General features: G+C 46.0%; 25 protein-coding genes and 1 pseudogene. 8 read left to right on the plus strand and 18 right to left on the minus strand.

Translation table 11 applies throughout. From position 1 onward, the window contains the following. Positions 1-9 precede the first annotated feature (9 nt). From C942_RS15185 to C942_RS15195, 3 genes are all read left to right on the plus strand, one after another. Entirely contained in the window at positions 10-510 is a 501-nt protein-coding gene (locus C942_RS15185) for a response regulator (protein WP_007467152.1), read from the plus strand. 117 nt (positions 511-627) lie between these two features. Then, positions 628-1,617 (plus strand): 2-hydroxyacid dehydrogenase, encoded by a 990-nt coding sequence (locus C942_RS15190; protein ID WP_007467153.1) that lies wholly within the window; start codon positions 628-630, stop codon positions 1,615-1,617. A gap of 242 nt (positions 1,618-1,859) precedes the next feature. Then, on the plus strand, positions 1,860-2,405 hold the full coding sequence (locus C942_RS15195; protein WP_007467155.1) for a hypothetical protein: 546 nt from the start codon (positions 1,860-1,862) through the stop codon (positions 2,403-2,405). A gap of 93 nt (positions 2,406-2,498) precedes the next feature. Here the strand turns inward: C942_RS15195 and dsdC are convergent, their stop codons facing one another. After that, positions 2,499-3,419 (minus strand): DNA-binding transcriptional regulator DsdC, encoded by a 921-nt coding sequence (dsdC, locus tag C942_RS15200; protein ID WP_007467157.1) that lies wholly within the window; start codon positions 3,417-3,419, stop codon positions 2,499-2,501. Between the two features lie 133 nt (positions 3,420-3,552). Further along, positions 3,553-4,143, minus strand: coding sequence for a TfoX/Sxy family DNA transformation protein (locus tag C942_RS15205; RefSeq protein ID WP_007467159.1), 591 nt, complete (start codon positions 4,141-4,143; stop codon positions 3,553-3,555). 297 nt (positions 4,144-4,440) lie between these two features. On the opposite strand from C942_RS15205, the gene C942_RS15210 reads away from it, so the two are divergent. The 3 genes from C942_RS15210 (at position 4,441) to C942_RS15220 (ending at position 7,149) form a co-directional block, all read left to right on the plus strand. After that, the gene (locus tag C942_RS15210) at positions 4,441-5,040 is read left to right on the plus strand and encodes an LON peptidase substrate-binding domain-containing protein (RefSeq protein WP_036800382.1); all 600 of its coding nucleotides are present in this window, start codon (positions 4,441-4,443) and stop codon (positions 5,038-5,040) included. Positions 5,041-5,140: 100 nt separating this feature from the next. After that, a complete protein-coding gene (locus C942_RS15215) occupies positions 5,141-6,061 on the plus strand; it encodes an HDOD domain-containing protein (protein WP_007467163.1) in 921 nt (306 codons plus the stop codon). A gap of 188 nt (positions 6,062-6,249) precedes the next feature. Beyond that, positions 6,250-7,149 (plus strand): lysine exporter LysO family protein, encoded by a 900-nt coding sequence (locus tag C942_RS15220; RefSeq protein ID WP_007467167.1) that lies wholly within the window; start codon positions 6,250-6,252, stop codon positions 7,147-7,149. A gap of 72 nt (positions 7,150-7,221) precedes the next feature. Here the strand turns inward: C942_RS15220 and C942_RS15225 are convergent. The 15 genes and pseudogenes from C942_RS15225 to yceD all read right to left on the minus strand — a co-directional run. Continuing rightward, a pseudogene (locus C942_RS15225) lies at positions 7,222-7,653 on the minus strand (transposase); the annotation flags it as partial. 198 nt (positions 7,654-7,851) lie between these two features. After that, positions 7,852-9,279 carry a PTS glucose transporter subunit IIBC gene (gene ptsG, locus C942_RS15230; protein ID WP_007467169.1) on the minus strand — a complete coding sequence of 476 codons (1,428 nt, stop codon included), beginning with the start codon at positions 9,277-9,279 and terminating at the stop codon, positions 7,852-7,854. 453 nt (positions 9,280-9,732) lie between these two features. Further along, a complete protein-coding gene (locus C942_RS15235; RefSeq protein WP_007467171.1) occupies positions 9,733-10,509 on the minus strand; it encodes a TatD family hydrolase in 777 nt (258 codons plus the stop codon). 24 nt (positions 10,510-10,533) lie between these two features. Further along, a complete protein-coding gene (gene holB, locus C942_RS15240; protein WP_007467174.1) occupies positions 10,534-11,499 on the minus strand; it encodes a DNA polymerase III subunit delta' in 966 nt (321 codons plus the stop codon). 1 nt (position 11,500) lies between these two features. Then, positions 11,501-12,130: a dTMP kinase gene (tmk, locus tag C942_RS15245; protein WP_007467176.1), complete on the minus strand. Its 630-nt coding sequence runs from the start codon at positions 12,128-12,130 to the stop codon at positions 11,501-11,503. Then, entirely contained in the window at positions 12,130-13,143 is a 1,014-nt protein-coding gene (gene mltG / locus C942_RS15250) for an endolytic transglycosylase MltG (protein WP_007467178.1), read from the minus strand. Before mltG ends, tmk begins: the two co-directional genes overlap by 1 nt. Next, complete coding sequence (pabC, locus tag C942_RS15255) at positions 13,137-13,946, minus strand: aminodeoxychorismate lyase (RefSeq protein WP_007467179.1); 810 nt, start codon at positions 13,944-13,946, stop codon at positions 13,137-13,139. The genes mltG and pabC overlap by 7 nt, the downstream gene beginning before the upstream one ends. Positions 13,947-14,021: 75 nt before the next feature. Further along, complete coding sequence (gene fabF, locus C942_RS15260) at positions 14,022-15,260, minus strand: beta-ketoacyl-ACP synthase II (protein WP_007467181.1); 1,239 nt, start codon at positions 15,258-15,260, stop codon at positions 14,022-14,024. A gap of 81 nt (positions 15,261-15,341) precedes the next feature. After that, on the minus strand, positions 15,342-15,578 hold the full coding sequence (gene acpP / locus C942_RS15265; protein WP_007467184.1) for an acyl carrier protein: 237 nt from the start codon (positions 15,576-15,578) through the stop codon (positions 15,342-15,344). Positions 15,579-15,737: 159 nt separating this feature from the next. Next, the gene (fabG, locus tag C942_RS15270) at positions 15,738-16,472 is read right to left on the minus strand and encodes a 3-oxoacyl-ACP reductase FabG (protein WP_007467186.1); all 735 of its coding nucleotides are present in this window, start codon (positions 16,470-16,472) and stop codon (positions 15,738-15,740) included. 84 nt (positions 16,473-16,556) lie between these two features. Further along, positions 16,557-17,480: an ACP S-malonyltransferase gene (fabD, locus tag C942_RS15275; RefSeq protein WP_007467188.1), complete on the minus strand. Its 924-nt coding sequence runs from the start codon at positions 17,478-17,480 to the stop codon at positions 16,557-16,559. Positions 17,481-17,658: 178 nt separating this feature from the next. Beyond that, on the minus strand, positions 17,659-18,615 hold the full coding sequence (locus C942_RS15280; RefSeq protein WP_007467190.1) for a beta-ketoacyl-ACP synthase III: 957 nt from the start codon (positions 18,613-18,615) through the stop codon (positions 17,659-17,661). 5 nt (positions 18,616-18,620) lie between these two features. Beyond that, positions 18,621-19,646, minus strand: a complete 1,026-nt coding sequence (plsX, locus tag C942_RS15285; protein WP_083882356.1) for a phosphate acyltransferase PlsX — start codon at positions 19,644-19,646, stop codon at positions 18,621-18,623. A 9-nt stretch (positions 19,647-19,655) separates the two neighbouring features. Continuing rightward, positions 19,656-19,826 carry a 50S ribosomal protein L32 gene (rpmF, locus tag C942_RS15290; protein ID WP_006231206.1) on the minus strand — a complete coding sequence of 57 codons (171 nt, stop codon included), beginning with the start codon at positions 19,824-19,826 and terminating at the stop codon, positions 19,656-19,658. A gap of 19 nt (positions 19,827-19,845) precedes the next feature. Then, positions 19,846-20,361 carry a 23S rRNA accumulation protein YceD gene (gene yceD / locus C942_RS15295; protein WP_007467200.1) on the minus strand — a complete coding sequence of 172 codons (516 nt, stop codon included), beginning with the start codon at positions 20,359-20,361 and terminating at the stop codon, positions 19,846-19,848. A gap of 375 nt (positions 20,362-20,736) precedes the next feature. Between yceD and C942_RS15300 the strand changes: the two genes are divergently transcribed. Then, positions 20,737-21,318: a Maf family protein gene (locus C942_RS15300; RefSeq protein ID WP_007467202.1), complete on the plus strand. Its 582-nt coding sequence runs from the start codon at positions 20,737-20,739 to the stop codon at positions 21,316-21,318. A gap of 98 nt (positions 21,319-21,416) precedes the next feature. Here C942_RS15300 and rluC read toward each other — a convergent pair whose 3' ends face one another. Beyond that, a complete protein-coding gene (gene rluC / locus C942_RS15305; protein ID WP_007467204.1) occupies positions 21,417-22,364 on the minus strand; it encodes a 23S rRNA pseudouridine(955/2504/2580) synthase RluC in 948 nt (315 codons plus the stop codon). A 448-nt stretch (positions 22,365-22,812) separates the two neighbouring features. Between rluC and rne the strand changes: the two genes are divergently transcribed. Then, the gene (rne, locus tag C942_RS15310; protein ID WP_007467206.1) at positions 22,813-25,983 is read left to right on the plus strand and encodes a ribonuclease E; all 3,171 of its coding nucleotides are present in this window, start codon (positions 22,813-22,815) and stop codon (positions 25,981-25,983) included. The last annotated feature ends 192 nt before the right edge of the window (positions 25,984-26,175 follow it).

A 26,175-nucleotide genomic window follows, 5' to 3' on the forward strand; every position in this document is an offset into this window, starting at 1 on the left:
GGAGGCCGTATGAACAAATACCTCATCTTATGTGTTGATGATGAAAGAGAAGTGCTCGACAGTGTATTGCATGACTTAAGCGAGCTGGAGGAACACTTCATTATTGAAGCGGCGGAGTCTGTTGATGAGGCCAAGGAAGTGCTAGCCGATACCATTGCGGATCATATCCCCCTAGCCCTGATCCTTTGCGATCATATTATGCCCGGTGAAACCGGCATTGATTTCCTGATTGAGCTGAAACATCAGTCTGAAACTACTCTTTGCCGACGGGTTCTACTGACCGGACAAGCCGGGCTGGAAGAAACCATTCAGGCAGTCAACAACGCCAGCCTGGATTATTACATTGCCAAACCATGGGATGGCAATCAGCTCAAAGAAGTAGTGATAGACCAATTGACCACCTACGTCATTGAAAATGAAAAAGATCTAATGCCATGGGCACGAATCCTTGATACAGCAAGAATAATGAAAGCACTCAGTGAGAGACGCCTGACCCTGTCTGATCTTTAATAGCTAACAGGTAATATCTGCCCTGTTATTGATATTTGTCATACAAAACTTTTCGGCGAGCTTGGAAAGTGTTATGTTCATCACATAAACAATGTAAGCCAGCCGAAAAGGTGATCCATGAAAGTAGCAGTCTTCAGCACCAAAAAGTACGATCAAAAGTCATTCGAGCTTATAAACAACAGCTATCAGCACGAGCTGGTCTTTTTTGAATTTCGCCTGACAAAGCAAACTGTAAAGATGGCGCAGGGATTCGATGCCATATGTGCGTTTGTTAACGATGATTTGAGCCGTCCTGTGCTTGAAGAACTGGCCGCAAATAATGTTCGCCTTATCGCTATGCGCTGCGCTGGATTCGACAAAGTGGATCTAGATGCGGCGAAATCACTGGGTATTCAGGTAGTACGTGTCCCGGCCTACTCTCCGGAAGCTATCGCCGAGCATACCTTAGGCCTGATGATGAGCCTTAACCGTAAAATCCACCGAGCTTACCAACGCACCCGTGATGCCAACTTCTCCCTTGAAGGTCTGACTGGATTCAACTTCCACGGAAAAACCGTTGGCGTAATTGGCACAGGTAAAATCGGCATTGCCACTATTCGCATTCTTAAAGGTTTCGGGATGAACGTAATGGCTTACGACCCTTATGAAAATCCTCTCGCTGTCGAGTTAGGCGTCACTTATGCTTCACTCGATGAAATCTACCAGCAAGCTGACGTTATCACACTGCACTGCCCGATGACTGAAGAAAATCATCATATGCTCGATGCTGATGCTTTTGACAAAATGCGTGACGGAGTGATGCTCATCAATACCAGCCGCGGCGAACTACTTAATTCCAAAGATGCCATTGAAGCACTCAAAAACGGCAAAATCGGCTCGCTGGGAATTGATGTCTACGAAAATGAACAGGATCTTTTCTTCGAAGATAAGTCTAACGACGTTATTAAAGATGACGTATTCCGCCGACTGTCTGCCTGCCACAACGTTCTGTTTACCGGTCACCAGGCATTCTTGACAGAAGAGGCTCTGGGCAATATCGCCGATACTACCCTGAAAAACATCGCACTCTTTGGTACAAGTGACATCTCTGGTAATGAGTTAATTTAATAATTATGGATGGCGGGAGTCTACTCCCGCCTGATAGCTCTCAGATCACTAACACCACCAATCTCTATCAGTCTTCCAGCAGCACAACATTCGCGGTTCAGATCACGTTTATTTGTGAGTTTTGCTGCATTTTCACTCTAATATCAACCGAAAGAACAACATAGTGGTGCAAAAATCTATGATTGATGCCCTTTGTCCTTTAGAATGAGGCCATTATTTTTTGGCTCCACGGACTAATTTTCATGCGTAAAACACTTCTTGCCGCTGGCCTGATTCTGGCGTCGATTTCAGCAGCCCATGCTAACACTCAAACCATGAGTAACTTCAGCTACGACTACGCTGAAGCGCGTGTTGGCATTAGCCCTCTGACTTATGGTGCAGGCATTAGCAAATCGATTCACCCGAATGCTCATGTTATTGGCCATGTTGACACTGAATTTGACGACGATTGGGATCTTGGTCTGGGCATTGGGTTCCATGCTCCGGTAAATAACTGGGCAGATATTACCGGTGAGCTAAAACTGCGAAATACTAAAAATGAGCCAGAACTGAAAAGCTCAAGCAGTAAAACAGGTATGGAAGTTAACATTGGTATCCGCCAGTGGCTTGGCCCACAATTAGAAGTTGGCGGTCAGGTAGGACACCTGAACATTGACGATCATGAAAAAACAATCGGTCATGTATATGCTCGCTTCCATGCTACAGAGCTGTTCTCAATCGGTATTATGGGCCGTCTGAATGATGTTTACGATGATCAGATTATGCTGACCACTCGCTTCAAAATGTAATCCAGTACTCGAAGCACAAGAACTTAGAGTTCAAGATATATCAACGCCCCCAAATAGGGGGCGTTCTTATATCTAAGCTTCTATTCTCAGATTTCAAGCGTCTTTCATATCTTCAGTCTCAACTGTCAGCCAATCAATGAAAGCCTTTATTCTCGGTGACATTGCCATTTCACGTCGGCACACAATGTAATAATTCAAAGGAGACTGAACGGGCATCGCAAATGGCGTCACCAGACATCCGGATTCAAGTTTTTCGACGATAAAGGAATTACGCCCCATCGCAACACCAATACCCTGTTCTGCTGCTTGCAGAGACAAATCGGCACGATCAAAAGTACAGCCAGCTTCGGGTAGTGTTACATCATAACGTTGAGCCCAATATTGCCACTCATCATTGCGACCAGCCCTCGCCCATGGCGCGGCATCATGAAGCAACAGACAGCTAATTAGTTTTTCAGGATTTTCATACAACTCGTGAGCTAACGCGTATTCATGACTGCAAACCGGCAGCATACTTTCACCCATTAGCTTTTCAGAATAAAGGCCTGGATATTTACCATTACCAAAATAAATGGCGCAATCAAAAGATTCAGTCTGGAAGTCCACCAATTCGTTGCGGGTACGAAGATGAAATCGCAGAGCGGGATATTTATCAATAAATCTTTTTAGCCTTGGTAAAAGCCAGCTTTGAGCAAATGTCGGCGGTACAGCCACATTAAAATCACCACTTAGTTCCAACGTCTTGAGATCTCTGATCTCATGAGCAATATCACCAAAATTTTGAGCCACTACAACTTGTAGACGCTTGCCTTCCTCAGTAAGAACTAACTTTCGTGGCTGACGAATAAAAAGTTTTACCTCAAGGCTATCCTCAAGGTTTTTAATCTTATGACTAACGGCACTTTGAGTCAGGCACAATATCTCAGCCGCACGAGTAAAACTCATTTGTTCAGCAGCAATCAAAAAACAGTGCAACCCGGAAAGTACAGAGCCGGTTAATTTTGGTAATCGCATTTGGCGTCAGTTTTCAATTTCAAATTTCTGCGCCATCTTATACCTAATTGCAGATTAAATGCAGGGGCCAGAGATAAATCAGGGCAACAGTGAAACTGTAAGCCACCTTAATTCAGATGGCTAATTAACCTGTTTAACCTTCAAGAGATCGTAAAAGCCCCTGTTTACGGTCTTCTTTTAGTAGTGTCCAGTGACAACCATCAATTGCACCAGCAAACATCCATAGTAACTTGAGGTCAATATCTTTTCCGTGTGAGTGGCGTACTTTGCGATAAACCTCCGCAGCCCCGAGCGAAAGAAAGCTGTTTACATCTGGCACCCCAGCTTTTTTAACCATACGCTCTAATGTAAGGCGCATATTCGGCAAGTCACGCAATCGCTTGTGTTGTTCTGATTGTTTATAAGCCTTTTCCTTTTGCGATACCTCAATAGATTGTTTTACAAGTTCACTGCATAACTCTTTATTATCTAAAAAGAGTTTAGTTACATCATAGTAATTTACGACAGCCGTAGTACTGCGCTTAATATGCTTAAATTTACTGCAATCAAGAACCGTTAACTGTTGATCAAGGCCTTCTCCACCTCGCAGGAAAATCGACTGATCAGTTAGAATTGCATACATGGCATTATTAATAAAAATGCCCGTCCCCCCGAACATTGAGCGTTTATCATAACTGCCAAATTCGCGAAGATAATTAAAGAAGTCAGCCTTTAACGATCGCACAACTCATTCCTCCGTTAAACGTTAGTGGTCGTTTTTCTCTCCAGTAACGCCAAACAAAAAAGCGTCAACAAATTGACTTTGACACATCAAAAGCATAAAAGCCACATATGAAACAAATAGCATTAGAATTTGAGATTTGAGGCATATTATGAGTTGCAAAAAAAGTGAAAAGGGACAATAAATGACCATTTCTTTCTGCGTGAAACCTCTCAAAAAACGACTAAAAATTCGCCAGCAACCTATCGTTATTCTTGTAAGTGAGTGCTATGGCTATTATTAATAAGTGGGGGGTATATCATGTCAGAGATTTCACTATTACCACTTTCGAGACATCTCCTTCCGGAAGGGAGACTCGCTATTACCATAGCTGAAGATAGATATATCCAGATGGTAAAACAATCGCTGGCAGGAGAAACGGATTTTGCGCTGTGCATGCTAAACCAAGATGAAGAACAGAACGAAATCAAAAAACTCCCAGCTATCGCGACCACATGCAAAATCATCGATTTTGATTCCGATGAAAACAGCCTGCTGAGTATTGTTGTCGAAGGGCTACAGAAAGTACGCTTACTGTCGATCAGAATTGCGGATAATGACCTACTGATGGCAAATTACCACCCCTATCCACATTGGGAGCCAACTCTAGTTGACGACACAACCGAATGTCTGTCAGAAAAGCTTAAACTTTACTATTCTTCTCAACCAGAAACCGGCGCATTATATCCTGACCCTGCCTATAATGATCTCACTTGGGTCTGTCAGCGATGGCTTGAAATACTTCCACTCGAAGTACACTACAAGCAGCTGCTAATTACTCAGGAAAGTGTGAAACTGACGGTTCGTTTTCTACTTAAGCTACTGGATAACAATGAGTTCCCGACACAGGATATAATCTAACCGTACACAGTAAGTATTTGCATTTTTTTGCATTTTTAACCTGTTTATCAGCAATGGCACAAGATAGAATGTACGCCTTGATTTCGAGTTAGTAATTGTAATGGCACACGTTTCTTTTTTTTGGCTTAAACCAGAGAATGACAAAATAATAAAAGGGCTGGAATCTGAATTCTGCTCCCTTGTGAAAGACGCTGTAAAACAGAATCGTCTTACGCTTCCTCCCATTCCGGATGTCCTCTCCAAGCTTCAAGCCCTTTGTAAGGAAGAAGAGACAACCATTCGCGACGTCGCTAATGTTTTGCTTGATGATCCCGGTACCGCTGCTTACATTGTAAAAATCTCTAATACAATGATGTTTAATCGCCGCAATGTGGTGTGTCACGACATTCAAACTGCGGTGAGCCGGTTGGGGATTCTTCGTGTCCGCGATATTGTTACCGCACGAGCAATTGAGGAACTGAAACGCCAGAGTAACTTCGGTGTTTATTGTAATGAAATTCTACACCAGAGTGCTGTCCGTTCACGCCAGCTTGCCGCAACCATGGCATTAATCAGCCAGGGTTTAATCAACTACAATGAAACACCAATCGATATAGAGCCAGAAAAATCACTGCTGGCCGGACTGTTCGCTGATATCGGTCTGTTCAGTCTGGTTAATGAATACAAGAATTATTTGGATAGTGGCAATTTCCTAAGTTTCGACATTGCCAAATATGTTTTTGAGCACTGCTGCCAGGAAGCCAGCCTTCTGACTCTGAAACACTGGGGATTTGATGAAGACTACCTTGAAGTCGCATCAAACACTGAAATGCCTTACCGGACACGTCCGAATACTTCTTACCTCGACATCGCCCGTATGGCAAACCACCTGCTGCTCTACAAAACCAATGATGATGCCATTGAAGATCACGACGTCGAAATGGATCTTGCGGGAGCCGAAGTGATGTACGAGCTGACCAACATGCCTGATGACGAATTTAATTATCAGATTCGTAACATCATCAAAAATAGCGGATTTTAAGTATCCGGGTTAATTCATTACAACATCATTGAACAGATATTGACCGTTTCTCATTGATACTGATAAGCTGCCGATTGCATTGCAAGAGGCAGCTTTTTTCTGACTATTTACCAGTCTGATACCAAGCAGGCTCCGGCAATACTCATACAGCTTTAAACAGTACCAGCACAACAAGCGTAAGGACACACATGTTTTCGGGAATGCTTTATATCTTTCTGCCATTGGTTATTGGCTATCTGATCCAGGTCGATAAGCCATCTGTAGTGGAGTTTATAAATACCCAAACCAGCCGCCTGGTACTGGTTATCCTTTCTCTAATGGGCCTCAGCCTGGCCGGACTTGATAACCTGGGACAAAACCTCAATCAAATCCTGATTTATACCTTTGTATTTTTCACCTCAATCAGCCTTTGTAACCTGATCGCATTACCCATTATTGATAAACTCTGGCCAACAGATACCAGTCAGGATCATCGTAAACTTCCTTTCATAAAAATGGTGATGGAATCTGTAAGGCTTGTTCTGGTTGTCGCTGCAGGGTTGATTGTCGGTCTAATGGCTAGCATAGACTTAAGTTGGGTAGATAAGGCCAGTGAAGTGATTCTACTCCTTCTGTTGTTTTTAATCGGTATCCAGCTACGTAACAGCGGAATGACGTTACGCCAGATCCTGCTAAACCGCAAAGGAATAACCATCGCCTTGCTGATTGTCGCAACATCATTACCTGGTGGCGTAATTGCAGCTATCCTGCTGGATCTGCCTCTTACCCACGGGTTGGCAATGGCATCCGGCTTTGGCTGGTATTCTCTAACCGGCATCTTGATTGGCGACAGCCTAGGCCCTGTCTTTGGTGGCGCAGCATTTTTAAATGAGTTACTAAGAGAACTGATCGCACTGAGTATCATCCCTATGCTAATAAGCCGCTTTCCAAGCACCGCAATTGGCTATGCTGGCGCAACAGCAATGGACTTTACCCTCCCGGTCATTCAAAACTGCGGTGGTATACGCTGCGTACCAGTAGCCATCGTCAGCGGCTTTATTCTCAGCCTGCTGGTTCCGGTACTAATCCTATTTTTCCTTTCTCTATAATTTCATCATTACCTAGAGCGAGAGTCCGACAGCTCTCGTTTTATTCTTGTTTTGTGTACTCTGTAGGGCTGTCGATGGTAAGGGCTTATTTTCTTGTTTGACCCACAATAATTTCCAGCATATTCCGGGCAAGACAGACTCGCAGCTACTGTTTTCTTGCTTTCGGCTATTAGCTCTAAGTTGTAATAAGCGGATAGCTATAAACGCTTGAATGACTGCGACCCTTTCCAGATTATCCTTTGACTGAAGTTGTAGTGCTTCAACGTCGATTCCATCGCTTTTCCACGCCTTGTGGAACTCTTCAACCAACCAGCGCTGTTCGTAGTAACTGATTATCTCTTGGGCTTGCGCTGTCGTTGTCACTGGCTCTGAGGTCAGTAAGTGGCACTCCAATTTCTCGTTGCTATCACCTTGCTCTTTACAACCAACATAATACAGAGAAAGTGACTTACCACATTTATTAGCCGGAACCTTAATCGTAATCTGGGCAAAGCGTACATCTAAGCATGCGAAAAGGTTTGTTGAGCCCATTCTAAAGTAGAATTCTCTATCATGATGATGAACTTTACTCATATTGTGTAAGATCGGATCGCAATAAAGAAAAAGAGTTCAAAAAAAAGTCCCCCGCCATGAGGCGGGGGACTTGTGTATAAGAGACAGGCCGAAGCCTCCCTTTAGAACAGAGTGATTTACAGAACCGTATTAGTTGTTACGGATCCACTCATCCATGTCAGATTTCAGGTTGTCAGACTTAGTACCGAAGATTGCCTGAACACCACCACCGGCAACAACAACACCAGCTGCACCCAGTTTCTTCAGTTGTTCCTGATCTACATTGTCAACGCTTGCTACTGCAACACGCAGACGTGTGATACATGCATCAAGACCAGTGATGTTCTCTTTACCACCGAATGCCATTACCAGCTCTTTAGCCAGTTCTGAACCAGTAGCAACCGCACCCTTCTCTTCCTCTTCTTCACGACCTGGTGTTTTCAGATCCAGAGCACGGATTACCGCAGTGAATACAACGTAGTAAAGCACAGCATAACCAATACCCAGAGCAACCAACAGCAGCATATTATCAGCGCGTGGCGACTGTACAACGAAGTCAATGAAACCGTTAGAGAACGTGTGACCGTGTACAACACCCAGAGAGTTAGTCAGTACATACGCCAGACCAGCAAGGATTGCGTGAATACCGTATAGAACAGGAGCAACAAACAGGAATGAGAATTCGATTGGCTCAGTAATACCAGTCAGGAATGATGTCAACGCAGCAGAAGCCATAATACCCATTACTTTTGCACGGTTCTCAGGCTTAGCAGCGTGAGCAATTGCAAAAGCAGCAGCTGGCAGACCGAACATCTTAAACAGGTAACCACCCGCTAGCTGACCAAAACCATTACCAGCAGCACGAGAAGCATCATCAGCAGTTAGGAAACAAGTCATGATACCATTTACTTGCTCACCAGCGCTGTTCACACAGCTACCTGCTTCATAGAAGAACGGTACGTTCCAGATATGGTGAAGACCAAATGGAATCAGAGAACGCTCAATAACACCGTAAATACCGAATGCTGTTACTGGGTTTTGGTTTGCAGACCAATCAGAGAATGCAGCAATTGCAGAACCAATAGGTGGCCAGATGAAAGAAAGTAGGATACCTAGTGCAATTGACACAAAACCAGTGATGATTGGCACTGCACGTTTACCGGCAAAGAAACCAAGATATTCTGGCAACTGAATACGGAAGAAGCGGTTAAATGCCCAAGCAGCAACACCACCAGATAGGATACCGCCCAATACACCAGTGTCGATTTTTTCAACACCCAGCACGCCAGCCATAACTGACAGCGTTGCCGCCATGATGCCATAACCAACGATAGCAGAAAGACCTGCTACACCATCGTTGTTGGTAAAGCCAAGAGCCACACCTACAGCGAATAACAATGCCATCTGGCCGAATACCGAACCACCGGCTTGTTCCATGATGTGAGATACAACGTCTGGAAGCCAACTAAAATTAGCGGCACCAACCCCCAGCAGAATACCCGCTACCGGCAGAACCGATACAGGCAACATAAGTGCCTTACCGACCTTCTGCAGGTTAGCAAAAAGGTTTTTAAACATACTGTGCTCCTGAGTGAGATGTTTTAATTAGATATCAAGTCAGTGCAAGCAGACCTACCCCCGTAGTCATAATGCTAGCACCACTTTTATTTTTTATTACGGCATTAAGTATAAAATGCGTTGATAAATATAACTTGATGACTATCAAAAATACCAATGCCCCGTGAAATAAAATTTCAAAATAAAATATAGATCACAATCACAAAAACGCTAAATATCAGCCGCAAATTAAGTTAAATGCATGTTTTTGTTTAAAAAAACACACAAATCACATTAAACACTAAGCATGTAGCATTATTTCACTTCTGTAAGTATAGTTTCTTTACGTAACGAAATTACATTAAGCCAATATCGCTTAAATATCACCCTATTCAGATGGTTAAGCAACAAAGCATGGTAGGGAAGATAAGTGATAGATAATAAAAAAGGAGCGATTGCTCCTTTTTTATTCAATTAACGTTCGGCTTGCGAAAAAAGCCTAAAGAAGTTATTCGTGGTGATTTCTTCCACATCCTGAACAGACACACCTTTTAATAATGCAATATATTCAGCGACTTCACGAACATAAGAAGGCTGATTCTGTTTCCCGCGATATGGAATTGGTGCTAGGTACGGAGAATCTGTCTCAACAAGCAAGCGCTCTAATGGCAAATTACTGACCACATGTTTAAGATCACTGGCCTTATTGAAAGTTACAATACCAGAAATAGAAATATAGAAACCAAGCTCAATTGCTTCCTGCGCCATTTCCAGGCTTTCAGTGAAACAGTGCAATACACCACCACATTTCTCAGCACCTTCTTCACGCAAAATTTGCATCGTATCTTCACGAGCCATCCGGGTGTGAATAATCAGCGGTTTTTTCAGCTCAACCGCCAGACGTACGTGCTGACGGAAAATCTCTTTCTGCTGTTCCGCCAGCTCTGGCTGATAGTGGTAATCCAAGCCGGTCTCACCAATCGCAACCACTCGCTCATGTTGGGCATATTCCCTCAGCTTATCGAAGTCAAATCCAGCTTCAATATCCAAAGGATGTACGCCACAAGACGCAAACACATTGTCATGCGGCGCAATCATTTCCATCATGGTCGGAAAACTTTTCAACGTTACCCCGACAGAGAGAAAATACTCAACACCTCGTGCCTTTGCCTTGGCTAACACATCATCAATTCCTGTATGAAGTTGCTCATAATCCAGTTTGTCCAGGTGACAATGTGAATCAACTAACACAATTTTTTCCTCAATTTAATTCATTTATCCGTGGCTGATAAAACCAGTCAGCCACTCAACAATCAGCAACTCTTCGTTTAATCCTGAATGCATTTCAAGCTGTCGATGGAGTTCATTTACTTTGCGTACCTGACTCAACAATACAGCCAGATTCACAGCAGCAGCCACTGCCTGAACCTTATTTAAAGACTCACTATGTACAAAGCAGTTACTGACGCCTTGCTGGTACTTAATACAATCAACCAGGAAGTAACTCAGCCATTTCAAGCTGGCACGCCCTTCACTAGTACAGAGGCCCGCCACTTCATAGATACCGGTAAACGGTGGCTGAATGAAAGCCGTAAAGGCTTCAATAAGGTTTCCATGCCGAATATCTTGTCCTTGCTCTACAAACTGAAGCGTCGCTAGTGGTGCCCCACTATTTAATCTTACCGCTTCAAGCTTAATAGACTGCATCATCTGCTGCTCGACCCAACGCTTGGTATCATCTTCGTTCGGCATTGTCAGACGCCACTTGTTACAACGGCTATTAATTGTCGGCAGCATGTTATCCAGTGACTGCGCCGTCAAAATGAACTGACAATCTGCAGGCGGCTCTTCAAGCGTTTTAAGTAAGGCGTTTGCTGCCGCTTCACCTAATGAATCCGCATGATCAATCAGAATTACACGCTGGCCACCAAGCTGCGATGTTTCCACTGCCCAACGATTACACTGTCGGATAGTATCAACCCCTATCTGCTTTCCTTCCTCAACTGGTGCGACATAGTGGAAATCCGGGTGAGTTTCTGCTTCAAACAGCTTACAGCTGTGACACACTCCACAAGGTTCTGTATCACAGTTCTGGCAAAGTACAGTCCTGGCAAGCTGTTTCGCTAGCACTTCACGCCCGCTGCCTTTTTCCGCCAGCAATAACACGGCATGATGCAAACGCTTCTGGCCCAGCAACAGCTGCCAGTTTTGCCATAATGTCTGTTGCCATGGGTAGAGCATACTAGTTTTGCTCCAACCAGGATTGCAGCGCCCTGGTGATATCAGCAGTAACGTCCTCAAGCGACTGGCTCGCATCAATAATAGCGACCGATGGGTCGTTTTCAGCAAGCTCAAGGAAACGAGCACGGGCACGGTGGAAAAAGTCGATATTCATCTGTTCAATACGATCAAGCTCGCCACGGCCTCTGGCCCGCTCAAGGCCAAGCACAGGATCGATATCCATGTACAAAGTAAAGTCCGGGCGGAAATCTCCAAGCACAGTATCACGAAGATTCTCCATCAATGCCTTGTCAAATCCACGACCACCGCCCTGGTAAGCCTGCGATGACATATCATGACGATCACCGACGACCCAGCGCCCTGAATCCAATGCTGGCTTGATAACGTTATCAACAAGCTGAATACGGGCAGCGTATAGCAATAGAAGTTCAGCCATATCGGTCAATGGCTCATCCGGGTGCCCTTCTTTAACCAACTTACGCATCTGCTCAGCAAGTGGCGTACCGCCCGGTTCACGAGTTAGTTCAGGAGAGTCTATTCCATGTTCGGCGAGGACTTTAGCTACCTGTTTTATGGCCGTGCTTTTTCCGGCCCCTTCCAGGCCCTCAATTACGATAAATTTACCAGTCATTATTTTTTCTTTAGTGTTCTTAGGTACGCACGAACAGCACGGTTGTGCTCATTCAGCGTTTTAGAGAATTTGTGACCGCCTTTACCATCAGCCACAAAATAGTAATACTTGCTATCATCAGGTCTGACCGCAGCCAACACCGAAGCTTTGCTTGGCATGGCAATAGGAGTCGGCGGCAAACCGAAGATGGTATAAGTGTTGTACGGCGTTGGAGTACGTAAGTCACGCCTGCGAATATTGCCGTCATACTTATCGCCCAGCCCGTAAATTACAGTTGGATCGGTTTGCAAGCGCATTCCCTTATTCAAGCGGTTCATAAAAACCGATGAAACAGTAGCACGCTCATTATCAACAGCCGTTTCCTTCTCGATAATCGATGCCATGATCAATGCTTCATAACGGTTTTTCAAAGGAATAGAAGCATCACGATCCTGCCATGCTTTATCTAACACAGAAGCCATCTCGTTATAGGCACGTTTAAGCAATTCCAGATCTGTTGTACCAGCTGTGTAATGGTACGTTTCTGGCAGCAAATATCCTTCTAATTTACGGACATCTGCTCCAATTGCCTTAGCGATCTCTGCTTCAGACATTCCTTCTGTTTTATGGACGACTTCTGGTGCATCAGCCAGTTGCTTCAGCCAGTCAACGAAGCGATCACCTTCAAGTAAGGTAATCGCGAACTGGTGCTCTTTACCGGAAGCAATCAGTGCCAGTACATCTCTCAAAGTACCGTTATTCGGAATTAGGTAAGAACCTGTCTTGATGTGCGCCAGTTCGGGCTCTAAGCGAACAGCCCAACGGGTCCAGCGTGAAGCGGGAATAATGTCCTGGCGAACCAACTGATTCACCAAACCACGATAAGATGTGCCCGGCTGTACCTTAACCAATACCTCAGTCTGGTTGGTAACGGGTTGTTCTAATAATGTTTTCACCTGTTGATATACCCAGCTGGCTCCACCAGCGGCAATCAGGCCAACGAGAACAACTGCTATTAACAACTTCTTTAGCACGTGTACAACCTCTTGTTTAGCAATGTCAGCGCATCTCGCGCCAAAAACAGATTTCCGTTTATTTGTGTTATTGGAACTAATGCCATCAGAGCATTAGTAATAAAGACTTCATCAGCACAAAGCAATACATCGAGCGGCTTTTTGACAAACTCAAGACAATACGGGCTATCGTCAATAAGCTCGTTCACATGAGCCCGCATCACCCCGTGAACACCGGACATATCAAGCTCAGGCGTGAAAATGGTATCACCTTTACGCCAAAAAATATTAGATGCAGTTGCTTCAATAACGTGACCATTCACATCCAGAGCAACAGCGTCTAACCAGCCGCTTTGTTCCGCTTCTTGTTTGAGCAGCACCTGCTCCAGCCTGTTCAGGTGCTTAAAACCTGACAGCATAGGAGAAAGTGAAAGACGTTGCCGACAAACCCCCAGCTCAATACCTTCTGATTGCCACCGGATATAATGTTCAGGCCATGCAAAATCAGAAACAACAACCTGAGTGTCACAACAACCGGAAGGACTATAACCACGCCCTCCGCTTCCGCGGCTTAGCAATATCTTAATTCCGCCTTTTTCAGGATACTGTGCAGCCAGTTGGAAAACGATCTCTGCCAGCAACGACCAGTCAGGAGGCGTAATCATGAACGCTTCCACATTCTTTTGTAGTCGTTGAAGATGCAACGCCCAAAGCCTCGGCTTTCCCTGCTCCACTAAAATAGTCGTAAAGCAGCCGTCACCATATTGCATGGCCCGATCCGAAACAGGCACATGCATTTGCTCTCTGCCGTTGACCAGAATCATTGTTTTCACGCCCATTATCTATAAAAAAACGGCTCGGTGCATAACACCGAGCCGTCTTATGATAACAGGTTATCGTTAAATTTTCTTAAATAGCAACGAACCGTTAGTACCACCGAAACCGAATGAGTTACATAGTGCGTACTCAAGGTTTACCTGACGAGCTTCACCTGGTACATAATCCAGATCACAGCCTTCATCAGGGTTATCAAGGTTGATTGTAGGCGGTACAGCCTGATCAACCAGAGTCATAGCTGTGATGATGGATTCAACAGAACCAGCAGCACCCAGCAGGTGACCAGTCATAGACTTAGTTGAAGAAACCAGTACTTTGTCTGCCGCAGCGCCCATAGCGCGCTTGATGCCCAGAGTTTCAGCAACGTCACCAGCAGGTGTTGATGTACCGTGCGCATTCACGTAACCAATTTCTTCAGCATTGATGCCAGCATCACGGATTGCCGCTTCCATAGCAAGCGCACCGCCAGAGCCGTCAGCACTTGGTGAAGTCATGTGGTAAGCGTCACCACTCATACCAAAGCCAACAAGCTCTGCATAAATTTTCGCACCACGAGCTTTCGCATGTTCATACTCTTCCAGTACCATCATACCGGCACCGTCACCCAGAACGAAACCGTCACGGTCTTTGTCCCAAGGGCGAGAAGCAGCTTGTGGATCGTCGTTACGGGTAGACAGGGCTTTAGCCGCTGCAAAACCACCCATGCCTAGCGGAGTAGATGCTTTTTCTGCACCACCAGCCAGCATTGCATCAGCATCGCCGTAAGCAATCATACGTGCAGCATGGCCAATGTTATGAAGGCCAGTTGTACATGCCGTAGAGATAGCGATGTTTGGACCACGTAGGCCATGCATAATAGACATGTGACCCGCGATCATGTTTACGATTGTTGAAGGAACAAAGAACGGGCTAATTTTGCGCGGACCTTTTTCCATCAGTGCCTGATGGTTGGCTTCGATAAGACCCAGACCACCAATGCCAGAACCAATAGCCACACCAATACGTGGTGCGTTTTCTTCAGTTACTTCAATACCAGAGTCTTTTAATGCCTGGACGCCTGCTGCGATACCGTATTGAATGAACAAGTCCATTTTGCGGGCATCTTTCTTGGTCATGTAATCTTCACAGTTGAAGTCCTTGACCATACCAGCAAAACGAGTAGCAAATGCGCTAGCATCAAAGTGCTCAATATTGCTGATACCGCTAGTGCCGGCCAGAAGAGCTTTCCAAGAAGACTCAACGCTATTGCCAACAGGTGACAACATACCCATGCCAGTAACAACTACGCGACGTTTTGACACGATTATTTCTCCGGGAATTGAGGATAAAAAAGTTAGAAATTAAATCAGGCGGTCATGGAGACCGCCTGGAGGGAGTTCTTATTACTCAGAAGCGCCAACAACGTAGTCGATAGCAGCTTGAACTGTAGTAATTTTTTCAGCTTCTTCGTCAGGAATCTCAGTGTCGAATTCTTCTTCAAGAGCCATTACTAGTTCTACTGTATCTAGAGAGTCAGCACCTAGATCGTCAACGAAAGAAGCTTCGTTCTTAACTTCAGCTTCGTCTACACCCAGTTGCTCAACGATGATTTTTTTTACGCGTTCTTCGATGTTGCTCATACTAATCTATTTCCTTAAAACAAGAATTCGCTAATGCGATTTGCTGTAGTTTATTCATTACTGCAAAAGTTGCAATACATAAGGTGCTGGTCAAACCACGATTTGGTGCTAAAACAAGTTGAGTTTGACCTGCATCATCAAGTAATGCAACTTTTTTGGTTAAATCATGTACATGCCGCCGTTAACATGCAGGGTTTCACCGGTTACATAACCAGCATCATTTGATGCCAGGAATGCAACAGCTGCAGCGATTTCACGTGGGTCACCCAGACGACCAGCAGGAACTCCTGCAAGTGTAGCAGCACGTTGCTCATCGTTCAGGGCTTTTGTCATATCAGTTTCGATAAAGCCTGGAGCAACCGTGTTTACAGTAATACCACGTGAAGCCACTTCACGAGCCATTGACTTGGTAAAGCCTACCAGACCTGCTTTTGCTGCTGCGTAGTTAGTCTGACCAGCATTACCCATAGTACCCACAACAGAACCGATGTTGATGATACGGCCATAGCGCTTCTTCATCATTGCACGTAATACAGCTTTAGACAGACGGAAAATAGACGTCAAGTTAGTATCCAGAATGTCTTGCCACTCGTCGTCTTTCATACGCATCAGCAGGTTATCGCGAGTAATACCAGCGTTGTTAACCAGAATATCAATGTCACCATATTGTGCTTTGATATCTTTCAATACTGCTTCGATAGACTCTGGTGAAGTTACGTTCAACGCCATACCTTTACCATTGTCACCCAGGTATGCGCTAATTGCTTCAGCACCACCTTCAGATGTCGCAGTACCAATTACTGTTGCGCCACGCTCAACAAGAATTTCTGCAATAGCACGGCCAATACCACGGCTCGCACCGGTTACCAGAGCAATTTTACCTTCAAGGCTCATTGTCATTCCTCTTATAAAATAGCATGCAGTCAGTTGTTTATCGGAGAAGGTTAGTTACCAAGCTCACAAAAACAGACTGCAAGTTTACTTGGCTGCTTCCAGGCTTGCCGAATCATTTACGGCAGAACCGCCAAGCGCACGGTTAATACGTTTTGTCAGACCAGTCAGCACTTTGCCCGGGCCCATTTCAAGCAGGGTCTCAATGCCTTCTTCAGCCATACGCTCAACAGACTCAGTCCAGCGAACCGGACCGTACAACTGCTTAACAAGCGCCAGTTTGATAGCGGCAGGATCTGTTTCTGTCGCAACGTCGGCGTTGTTAATTACCGGAATAGCCGGTGCATTGAATTCGATGCTCTCAAGCGCAACAGCTAGTTTTTCTGCTGCAGGCTTCATCAGCTCACAGTGAGAAGGCACAGAAACAGGAAGCGGAAGCGCGCGTTTAGCGCCCGCTTCTTTACACAGAACATTTGCACGCTCTACTGCTTCTTTATTACCGGCAATAACCACCTGGCCTGGTGAGTTAAAGTTAACTGGTGAACAAACCTGATCTTGTGCAGCTTCTTCACATGCCTTAGCAATCGCATCATTGTCCAGGCCAATGATTGCAGACATTGCACCAACGCCAGCCGGAACAGCTTCTTGCATCAGCTGACCGCGAAGCTCAACCAGCTTCACCGCTTCTTTAAAGTCGATAACACCAGCACAAACTAGTGCAGAGTATTCACCAAGGCTGTGGCCTGCCAGTACTGCTGGCTGCTCACCGCCCTGCTCTTGCCATACACGCCAGATTGCTACAGAAGAAGTCAGCAGTGCAGGCTGTGTGCGGTGAGTCTGGTTCAGGTCTTCAGCCGGACCATTCTGAACCAATGCCCACAGGTCATAGTCCAGAGCTTCAGATGCTTCAGCAAACGTTTGTTTTACAACGTCAAACTTCTCAGCCAGTTCTGCCAGCATGCCAACAGTCTGTGAACCCTGGCCAGGAAAAACAATCGCGAACTTAGACATTCGAGAATCCTTATTCTTGTTACTGATAATTCAGCATATCAACGAACTACCCGCAGCTTTAAACTTCACTGACAAAACCTTACTCAAGGACGACAGTACAATGCGGATAGCTACCTAATTTTACTTACAACTTTAGCAGTTCCGATAATGCGCGCAGTTTAACTGCCCTTGAGCAAAATCAGAACTTAACCAGAGCAGAGCCCCAGGTAAAACCGCCACCAAAGGCTTCAAGCAGCAAAGTCTGACCGCGCTTGATGCGGCCATCACGTACCGCTTCATCAAGTGCTGTTGGTACGGTTGCTGCCGAGGTGTTGCCGTGACGGTCAAGAGTCACAACCACCTGATCCATCGGCATCGACAGTTTCTTCGCCGTTGCCGAGATAATACGTAAGTTGGCCTGGTGAGGAACCAGCCAGTCCAGTTCAGACTTGTCCATATTATTGGCAGCCAGCGTATCTTTAACCAGACGGGAAAGTTGAGTTACGGCAACCTTGAATACCTCATTACCTGCCATATACAGCCACTTATCTGCGCTGAATTCTTTACCATGATCTGGCACAGCCAGGCTCAGCAGGCCGCCGAAATGACCATCGGCATACAGGTGGGTTGAAATAATTCCCGGCTCTTCGCTTGCACCGACAACAACGGCGCCAGCCGCATCGCCAAACAGAATGATCGTAGAGCGATCATCAGGATCACACTTATGAGAAAGTGCATCAGCACCGACAACCAGCACATTTTTTGCCATGCCAGTTTTGATATGTTGGTCGGCAATACCAAGGGCGTAAACGAAACCAGAACATGCAGCGGCAATATCAAAGGCCGGACAACCTTTAATATCCAGCATTCCCTGGATTTGACAGGCTGCAGATGGGAATGAATGGCTCTGGCTTGTCGTCGCTACAATAATAAGATCAATGTCTTCCTTATTAACACCCGCCATTTCAATAGCGTTCAAAGAAGCCTGATAACCCATTACTGCAACTGTTTCATCAGCAGATGCAATGCGACGCTCACGAATACCGGTACGGGCAACGATCCATTCATCGCTGGTATCTACCATTTTTTCCAGATCGGCATTGGAGCGGATCTGTTCAGGCAAGTAGCTGCCGGTACCTAAAATTTTGCTATACATGAAGACTAATAATGCCTCTCGAGTAAGACTTCTTCCAAACGGTCACTGATTTTTGTCGGTATTTGCCGTTTGACCTCGTGTACCGCTTCGCCAATAGCATTAGAGAAAGCGGAAATATCAGCACTTCCATGGCTTTTGACCACAATACCGCGCAATCCTAACAGACTTGCACCATTATACTGGTCGGGGTTCAGCTGTTTTAAGCTCTCAAACAGGTCATTAAACAACCACTTAGCAACGAGTCGCTTAAGCGGGTTGTTAGTAACAGCTTGCTTGATACTGCCTATAAACAGGTTCGCTACCCCTTCACTGGTCTTCAGGCTCACGTTACCGACAAACCCGTCACACACGATAACATCGGCACGTCCACTATAAAGTTCGTCACCTTCAAGATAGCCGATATAATTAATGTCGGGAGAGTTTGCCAGCATTTCAGCACAGCGTTTGACTAAATCATTTCCTTTAATCTCTTCCTGACCGATGTTCAACAGAGCAACCCGCGGAGAAACTCCGTTCCTCTGTTCGGCCAGCACAGCTCCCATCACCGCAAATTGAAAAAGCGTATCGGCATCACACGATACATTGGCCCCGAGATCCAAAAGCCAGGTCTTTCCCCGGGTCTTGGTAGGAATAGCAGATACCAGTGCCGGACGATCTACGCCGGGAAGCTGTTTCAGGGTATAGCGGGATAATGCCATTAATGCCCCTGTGTTCCCTGCGCTTACACAGGCATCAGCCTGTTTATTCGCAACGGCATCCAAAGCAGCGCGCATGGAAGAGCCTCTGCTGTGTCGCAAAGCATGGGACGGACGTGTATCGTCAGCGATGACGTGTTCGCAATGAACGACGCGAATTCGAGGATGGTGAAGTTGGTTTAGAAGAGACAGCTGAGATGTGATCGCACTCTGATCACCATAAAGAATAACTTTTAGCTCCGGGTATTGTAACAGTGCCTGCACGGAGGCAGGCACTGTTACTTGAGGACCGAAATCCCCTCCCATTGCATCAAGTGCAACGGTTAGACCACTCAAGGCTCAACCTTATTTGTTGATAACCTTACGGCCACGGTAGAAACCGTCAGCTGTCACGTGGTGACGTAGGTGAGTTTCACCACTTGCAGAATCTACAGATACAGCTGCAGTTGTCAGTGCATCGTGAGAACGACGCATACCACGTGCTGCACGTGATTTTTTGCTCTTTTGTACGGCCATTAACCCTACTCCTGTTAAATTACTTACTTAGATTTTTCAATACTGCAAACGGATTCGGACGCTCATCAGCAACGGGGATCTCACCAAAAGTCATGTTTCCGCTGGCTTTACAGTCAGCTTCATCATGCATAGCGACTTGAGGTAGTTCCAGAATCAACTCGTCTTCAACGATTTGAATCAGGTTGATCTCACCATTTTCGTCGACGTCAGCCGGCTCATAAGCTTCCGGAAAATCATCTGCTTCCTCTGGTTTGAGGAGCGGACTATAACAGAACTCAACACGGTATTCGTGTTTGAACTCTTCCTGGCATCGCTGACAGGTCAACATCACTTCAACATCTGCACAACCGCGCATAAATGCAAGGTGACGTTGGTCAAAGTCAAATGATAAGGTGACGTTTGCATCACGTGTTACGCTCTGTGTTGACTCAGCCAGACGCTCAAGAAGCTCGGCTTTGATGATTCCATCATAGTCGAGTTTTTTCTGAGCAGCGCGAACCGGATCAACCGTTAGCGGCAATTTTACCTTTTGCATAGGGCGCGAATATTAGCCTTCTAATCAGTTTGAGTCAAAGGAAATGTGCGCGAATTAACAGCAATTAGTCAATTCACCTGTTCACGATAAAGCGCTTTGCGTCAATCGGAGACATTTCCGCCTTTTTGTCTATTATCTGCCTGACAATCAATAAGTTGATCTTAACCATCACAATGAACAAATAACACACAAAAAATGACCAAAATACGACCAGCAACTATTCAGCCACGGCGTACTTTCAGTATGGCGGATACTGAATAAATACCCGATGATATTTCACCGAGTCAGATTCCATCAAAACAATAAAAACCGACCATAGCTTCAATACCAATTGCCCGTTAGACTAACACAACCTAAAACCATCCGTGTAACACTATGACACAACCTCTGCTGTTAGCATCAACCTCTCCTTTTCGAAAAGCTTTATTGGATAAATTCCATTACCCGTTTGATACCGCCAGCCCTGAAACTGACGAAACACCGCTACCATATGAAACTGCCGAGCAATTAGTCCAAAGACTAGCTGAGGCGAAAGCGAAGGCTTGTGCCGCTCAGTATCCAAATCACCTTATCATTGGTTCGGATCAGGTTTGTGTTATCAACGGGCAAATCATCGGTAAACCACATACTGTTGAGAGAGCCTGCCAGCAATTGATGGAAGCCAGCGGCCAGACAGTGACTTTCTATACAGGTCTTTGTCTTCATAACGCCAAGACAGACGAGAGTGATGTGCTTTGTGAACCTTTCCATGTCCACTTCAGGCAACTCACGGAACACGAAATCCGAAATTACGTTGAGCGAGAGCAACCGCTGAACTGCGCAGGCAGCTTTAAAAGTGAAGGATTAGGCATCGCTCTTTTCGATAAGCTGGAAGGCCGGGATCCAAACACACTGGTAGGATTGCCATTAATTGCCCTACGGGAAATGCTGGCAAAACAAGGAGTGCAAATTCTTTAACTCCTCTCCATTACCCCCACCCAATATTTCAAGTATGAAAAAAGGCGAGAGACACAGTCCCTCGCCTTGGTTAACAACTCACACCAATAAAGAATGAATCAGTTGCTCTTACGCAAATGTTCAATCGCCTTTTGTAGCTTAGACTCCATTGGTGCATTAATTTCCATCTCTTCTTCGGTCTTCGGATGGGTGAACCTGATATTCGCGGCATGAAGGAAAAGTCGATTGAGACCCGTTTTCTTCGTGTAAGCATCAAAGCGAGGATCACCGTAACGATCATCCCAAGCAATCGGGTGACCGGTATACTGACAGTGAACCCGGATTTGGTGGGTACGACCTGTTACCGGGCTAGCCTGTATCAGAGTTGCCTGATCTAAACGCTCAATCACCTTAAAACGGGTGTCAGACGGCTTACCGTTCGGATTAACACGAACGATACTGTTTACTTCGTTTTTCAACAGCGGTGCAGTCACTTTCTTACAGCTGGCTTTCCACTCACCCATCACCAGTGCAAAGTAGTACTTTTGCACTGTCTTGTTACGGAACTGCTCCTGCAACTTACGAAGCGCTGAACGCTTCTTCGCCACAAGCAGGATACCGGAAGTATCTCGGTCAATACGATGAACCAGTTCGAGGAATCGGGCCTGCGGGCGCAGCGCACGCAAAGCTTCAATGGCACCGAACTTCAAACCGCTGCCGCCATGAACTGCCGTACCGGATGGTTTATTAAGAATCAGCATTTGGTCATCTTCATAGATAATGCAGGATTCTAACTCTGCCACCTTATCCAGTTTTGTGCTTATCGGCGCTTGTTCTTCTTTTTGAGGAACCCGCACCGGCGGAACACGGACAAGGTCACCGTCACACAATTTATATTCAGGTTTTATCCGTTTTTTGTTTACTCGAACCTCCCCCTTACGCAAGATACGGTAAATCATACTTTTGGGAACGTTTTTCAGCCGAGCCAGAAGAAAGTTATCGATTCGCTGGCCTGCAAAGTCATCTGTAATCTCGATGAATTGCACTTTTGGTTTATCATCTTTCATAGTTTTTGATTCTATCACGCTTACAAAGCAGATTGCCGCAAAAAAGTCACCCTGCTATGATTGCGTGCGAGAGTAGGAAAATGTGCCTACGCTTGTAACACTATGAGCAAATTATCACCTAAGTGATTATTAATTATGCAGCCCCGGTGAAAAACGCAGCACATGGCGTAAGACGTTATAGTCAGCGGAGTGATTTTTAGTGCATTCGATTAACGATTTTTTTTATTGGTGTGAGAGATACCGCCGCATAAAACGGTGATACCAGCTGTATATTCCCTGATCTAATCATCTTGTTGCAGTTGGTCGATACGTGTTGCCAGATAGCGCTCCTGAATTCCAGCCGTGAGGTTGCACGAACAAACAGACTTGGAGTCAGGCACCACCAATATGAACTCGTTGTTCGAGTCACTAACACAACGACAAAAACGAGTACAATAGAATGAAAAGAATGTTGATTAACGCAACTCAAAAGGAAGAGTTGCGCGTCGCATTAGTTGATGGACAGAAGCTATTCGACCTAGATATCGAAAGCCCTGGCCACGAATCTAAAAAAGCAAATATTTATAAAGGCCGTATCACCCGTATCGAACCAAGTTTGGAAGCAGCGTTCGTTGACTATGGTGCTGAACGTCACGGTTTCCTTCCACTAAAAGAAATCGCTCGCGATTATTTCCCGGCAGACTACACCTACCAGGGCCGTCCTAACATCAAGGAAGTCCTGAAAGAAGGCCAGGAAGTTATTGTTCAGGTTGATAAGGAAGAGCGAGGCAACAAAGGCGCGGCTCTAACCACTTTTATTTCTCTTGCTGGTAGTTACCTTGTACTGATGCCTAACAACCCTCGTGCCGGTGGTATTTCACGCCGTATCGAAGGTGAAGAGCGCACTCAGCTAAAAGCGGCACTAAGCACACTGGATCTGCCTCAAGGTATGGGTCTTATCGTGCGTACAGCCGGTGTCGGCAAGTCAGCAGAAGATCTGGCTTACGATCTGAACTACCTGCTGAACCACTGGGAGCGAGTAAAAGGGGCAGCTGATTCTGCACCGGCACCTTTCCTTATCCACCAGGAAAGTAACGTAATTGCCCGTGCAATCCGTGATTACCTGCGTCGTGATATCGGTGAAATCGTTATCGACAGCAAGAAGATTTACGATCGTGCCCGCAACCATATTGAGCAGGTACGCCCGGACTTCCTGTCTCGCGTTAAACTGTACGAAAACACAGAAACACCGCTTTTCAATCACTATCAAATCGAAAACCAGATCGAGTCGGCTTTCCAGCGTGAAGTGCGTCTTCCTTCAGGTGGTTCAATTGTTATCGACCCGACTGAAGCCCTGACTTCAATCGATATCAACTCAGCCCGTGCAACTAAAGGCGGCGATATCGAAGAAACAGCACTGCAGACTAACCTTGAAGCAGCCGACGAAATCGCTCGCCAGCTTCGCCTGCGTGACTTGGGTGGCCTGGTTGTTATCGACTTTATCGATATGACACCGGTTCGTCACCAGCGTGAAGTTGAAAACCGTCTTCGCGAAGCTGTTCGTATGGACCGAGCTCGTGTACAGATCGGCCGTATTTCCCGTTTCGGTCTGCTTGAAATGTCCCGCCAGCGCCTGAGCCCTTCACTGGCAGAAGCGAGCCACCACGTCTGTCCGCGCTGTAGCGGTACCGGCGTTATCCGTGACAGTGAATCTCTGTCACTGTCGATTCTTCGTCTGATCGAAGAAGAAGCGCTGAAAGACAATACATCGCAAGTACTTGCGATTGTTCCGATCACTATCGCGTCCTACCTGCTGAACGAAAAACGTAAATCTGTACAGCACATCGAAAAATCTCACGATGTGCGCGTTATTATCGTTCCTAATGCAGACATGGAAACACCACACTACGACGTTGTTCGCGTTCGTAGTGGTGATGAGCATGACACGCTGTCATACCACCTGCCTCGTACTCTGGAAGCGATGAAAGAAGCCGAAGCAGCGGAAACGACACCTGAACGTGTGGTTAAGAAGCGTGAAGAGCCAGTTCTTCAAGGCTTTGCTGCACCAAAAGAACAACCTCAACTTAAGAAAGCTCCTGCGGCAAAACAAGCGGCAGCGAAAACACAGAAAGAAGAGAACAAACCAAGCCTATTCAACCGCTTATTCTCTGCTCTTTCAAACCTGTTCTCTGGTACCCAGGAAGAGGTAGAAGAGAAGCCGAAAGAGAAACAAGCTAAGCGTGGCCGTCGAGGTGAACGTCAGGAAGACCGTCGTGGTGAGCGCAAAGACAGCCGTCGTGGTGAACGTAAAGAACGTCGCGGTAAAGATTCACGTGGCCGACAGGAAGCTGAGCGTGATACTCGTGAAGCCGGTGAACAGCAGCCTAAACAGCGCCGTCGCGGTGAAAAAGCGAAGCAGGAACGTCAGCAGCCTGAGAAACAGGCTAAGCAGCGTCAGCAACGCAGCGAAGATGCTCAAGAGCAAAAGCGCCAGGCTCGTCGCGAAGAAATCCAGGCTCAGAAGCAGCGCCGTAAAGAAGCTCAAGCAGCGAAAGCTGAAAAAGCCGCTGTAGAGGAACCTCGCGAGCAGGAAAAAGAGAAAGAAAAGGCAACTAAGGTTAAGCAACGTCGCCAGCGCCGTCAGCTACGCAAAAAAGTGCGTATCACTGATGAGCCGCAAACTGAAGTACAAAGCCAGAAGACTGAGCCAGTAGCAGAAGATAAGAAACCTTCTCCGCTACAGGAGCAAGGTATGGCTATGGCGAAAGAAGCGCAGGCTCAGCATACACAGCCTGAAAAAGCGGAAACTGAACAGGCAGAGGGTAACGAGCAGGAAAATGGCCAGCGCCGTAACCGTCGCTCTCCTCGTCATCTGCGTGCAAGTGGCCAGCGTCGCCGCCGCATGCGTGATACCCGTCCGGAGAAAGGAGTTGATACTGAAGCTGTTTCTGACGCAGTAGGTCAAGCTGTTGAAGAAGTGGCAGATACCCTTGACGCAATGGAGAATGTAATCTCTGTTGTTGAAAAACCAAAGGCTGTGCGTCTGACATCAGGCGTTGCATCTCCTGAAATGGCTATGGGTAAAGTCTGGACTCGTGCAACTAAACCGACAGTGAAAGAGGTTGTCGAAGAGCAGGCACCAGAGAAAGCTGAAGCTAAACCAACGGAAGTAGTTACAGAAGCCAAACCAGCTACAGCACTGGGTGGTGTGGCGATACCTGAACTGGCAATGGGTAAAGCTTTCCCTCTTCGCAGTGAAGAAGCACAAACTGAGCAAGTAGTTGAAACACCAATTGCTGAACCAGTAATGGCTGAAGCTGCACCAGCTAAGGTTGAAGCAGAAACCAAGCCAACTGAAACTGTAGAAGTTGCAGTAGAAGAAACCGTTGCTGAAGAAGCTGTTGCTAAGGTGAAAACTGAAGCAGAGACGACTGCACACGCGATTGTCACAGCGACCTCACCTCGTGGCCGTCACGCTGTTTCGGCAATGGCTAAAGCACCGGCTCCGGAAGAAACCGCTGATAGCACAGTTGTTGCAATCGCACCGTTGCGTGAAACTCGCACAAATGCCCGTGCGGCAGGCAGCCAGACAGCAACTAATTTTGCTACGGCGCCAATGACAAAGCCTTCAGTGAACTAAGTCATTAAAATCAGTAAAAAGCCATGCTTAATGCATGGCTTTTTTTTGGCTGAATTTTCTGATTGGTCATTTTTTAGTTTTTAGCGGCTTAATACTACAGATATCAAAGAATCTTATTGTTGCTAACACTTTTGCGCTTAAACTGCGCTTGAAAGTTGAACTAAATCACAGATTTCTGTAGCATTCGCAACT

This window comes from Photobacterium marinum, from assembly GCF_000331515.1.
GTDB classification, from domain to species: Bacteria; Pseudomonadota; Gammaproteobacteria; order Enterobacterales; family Vibrionaceae; genus Photobacterium; species Photobacterium marinum.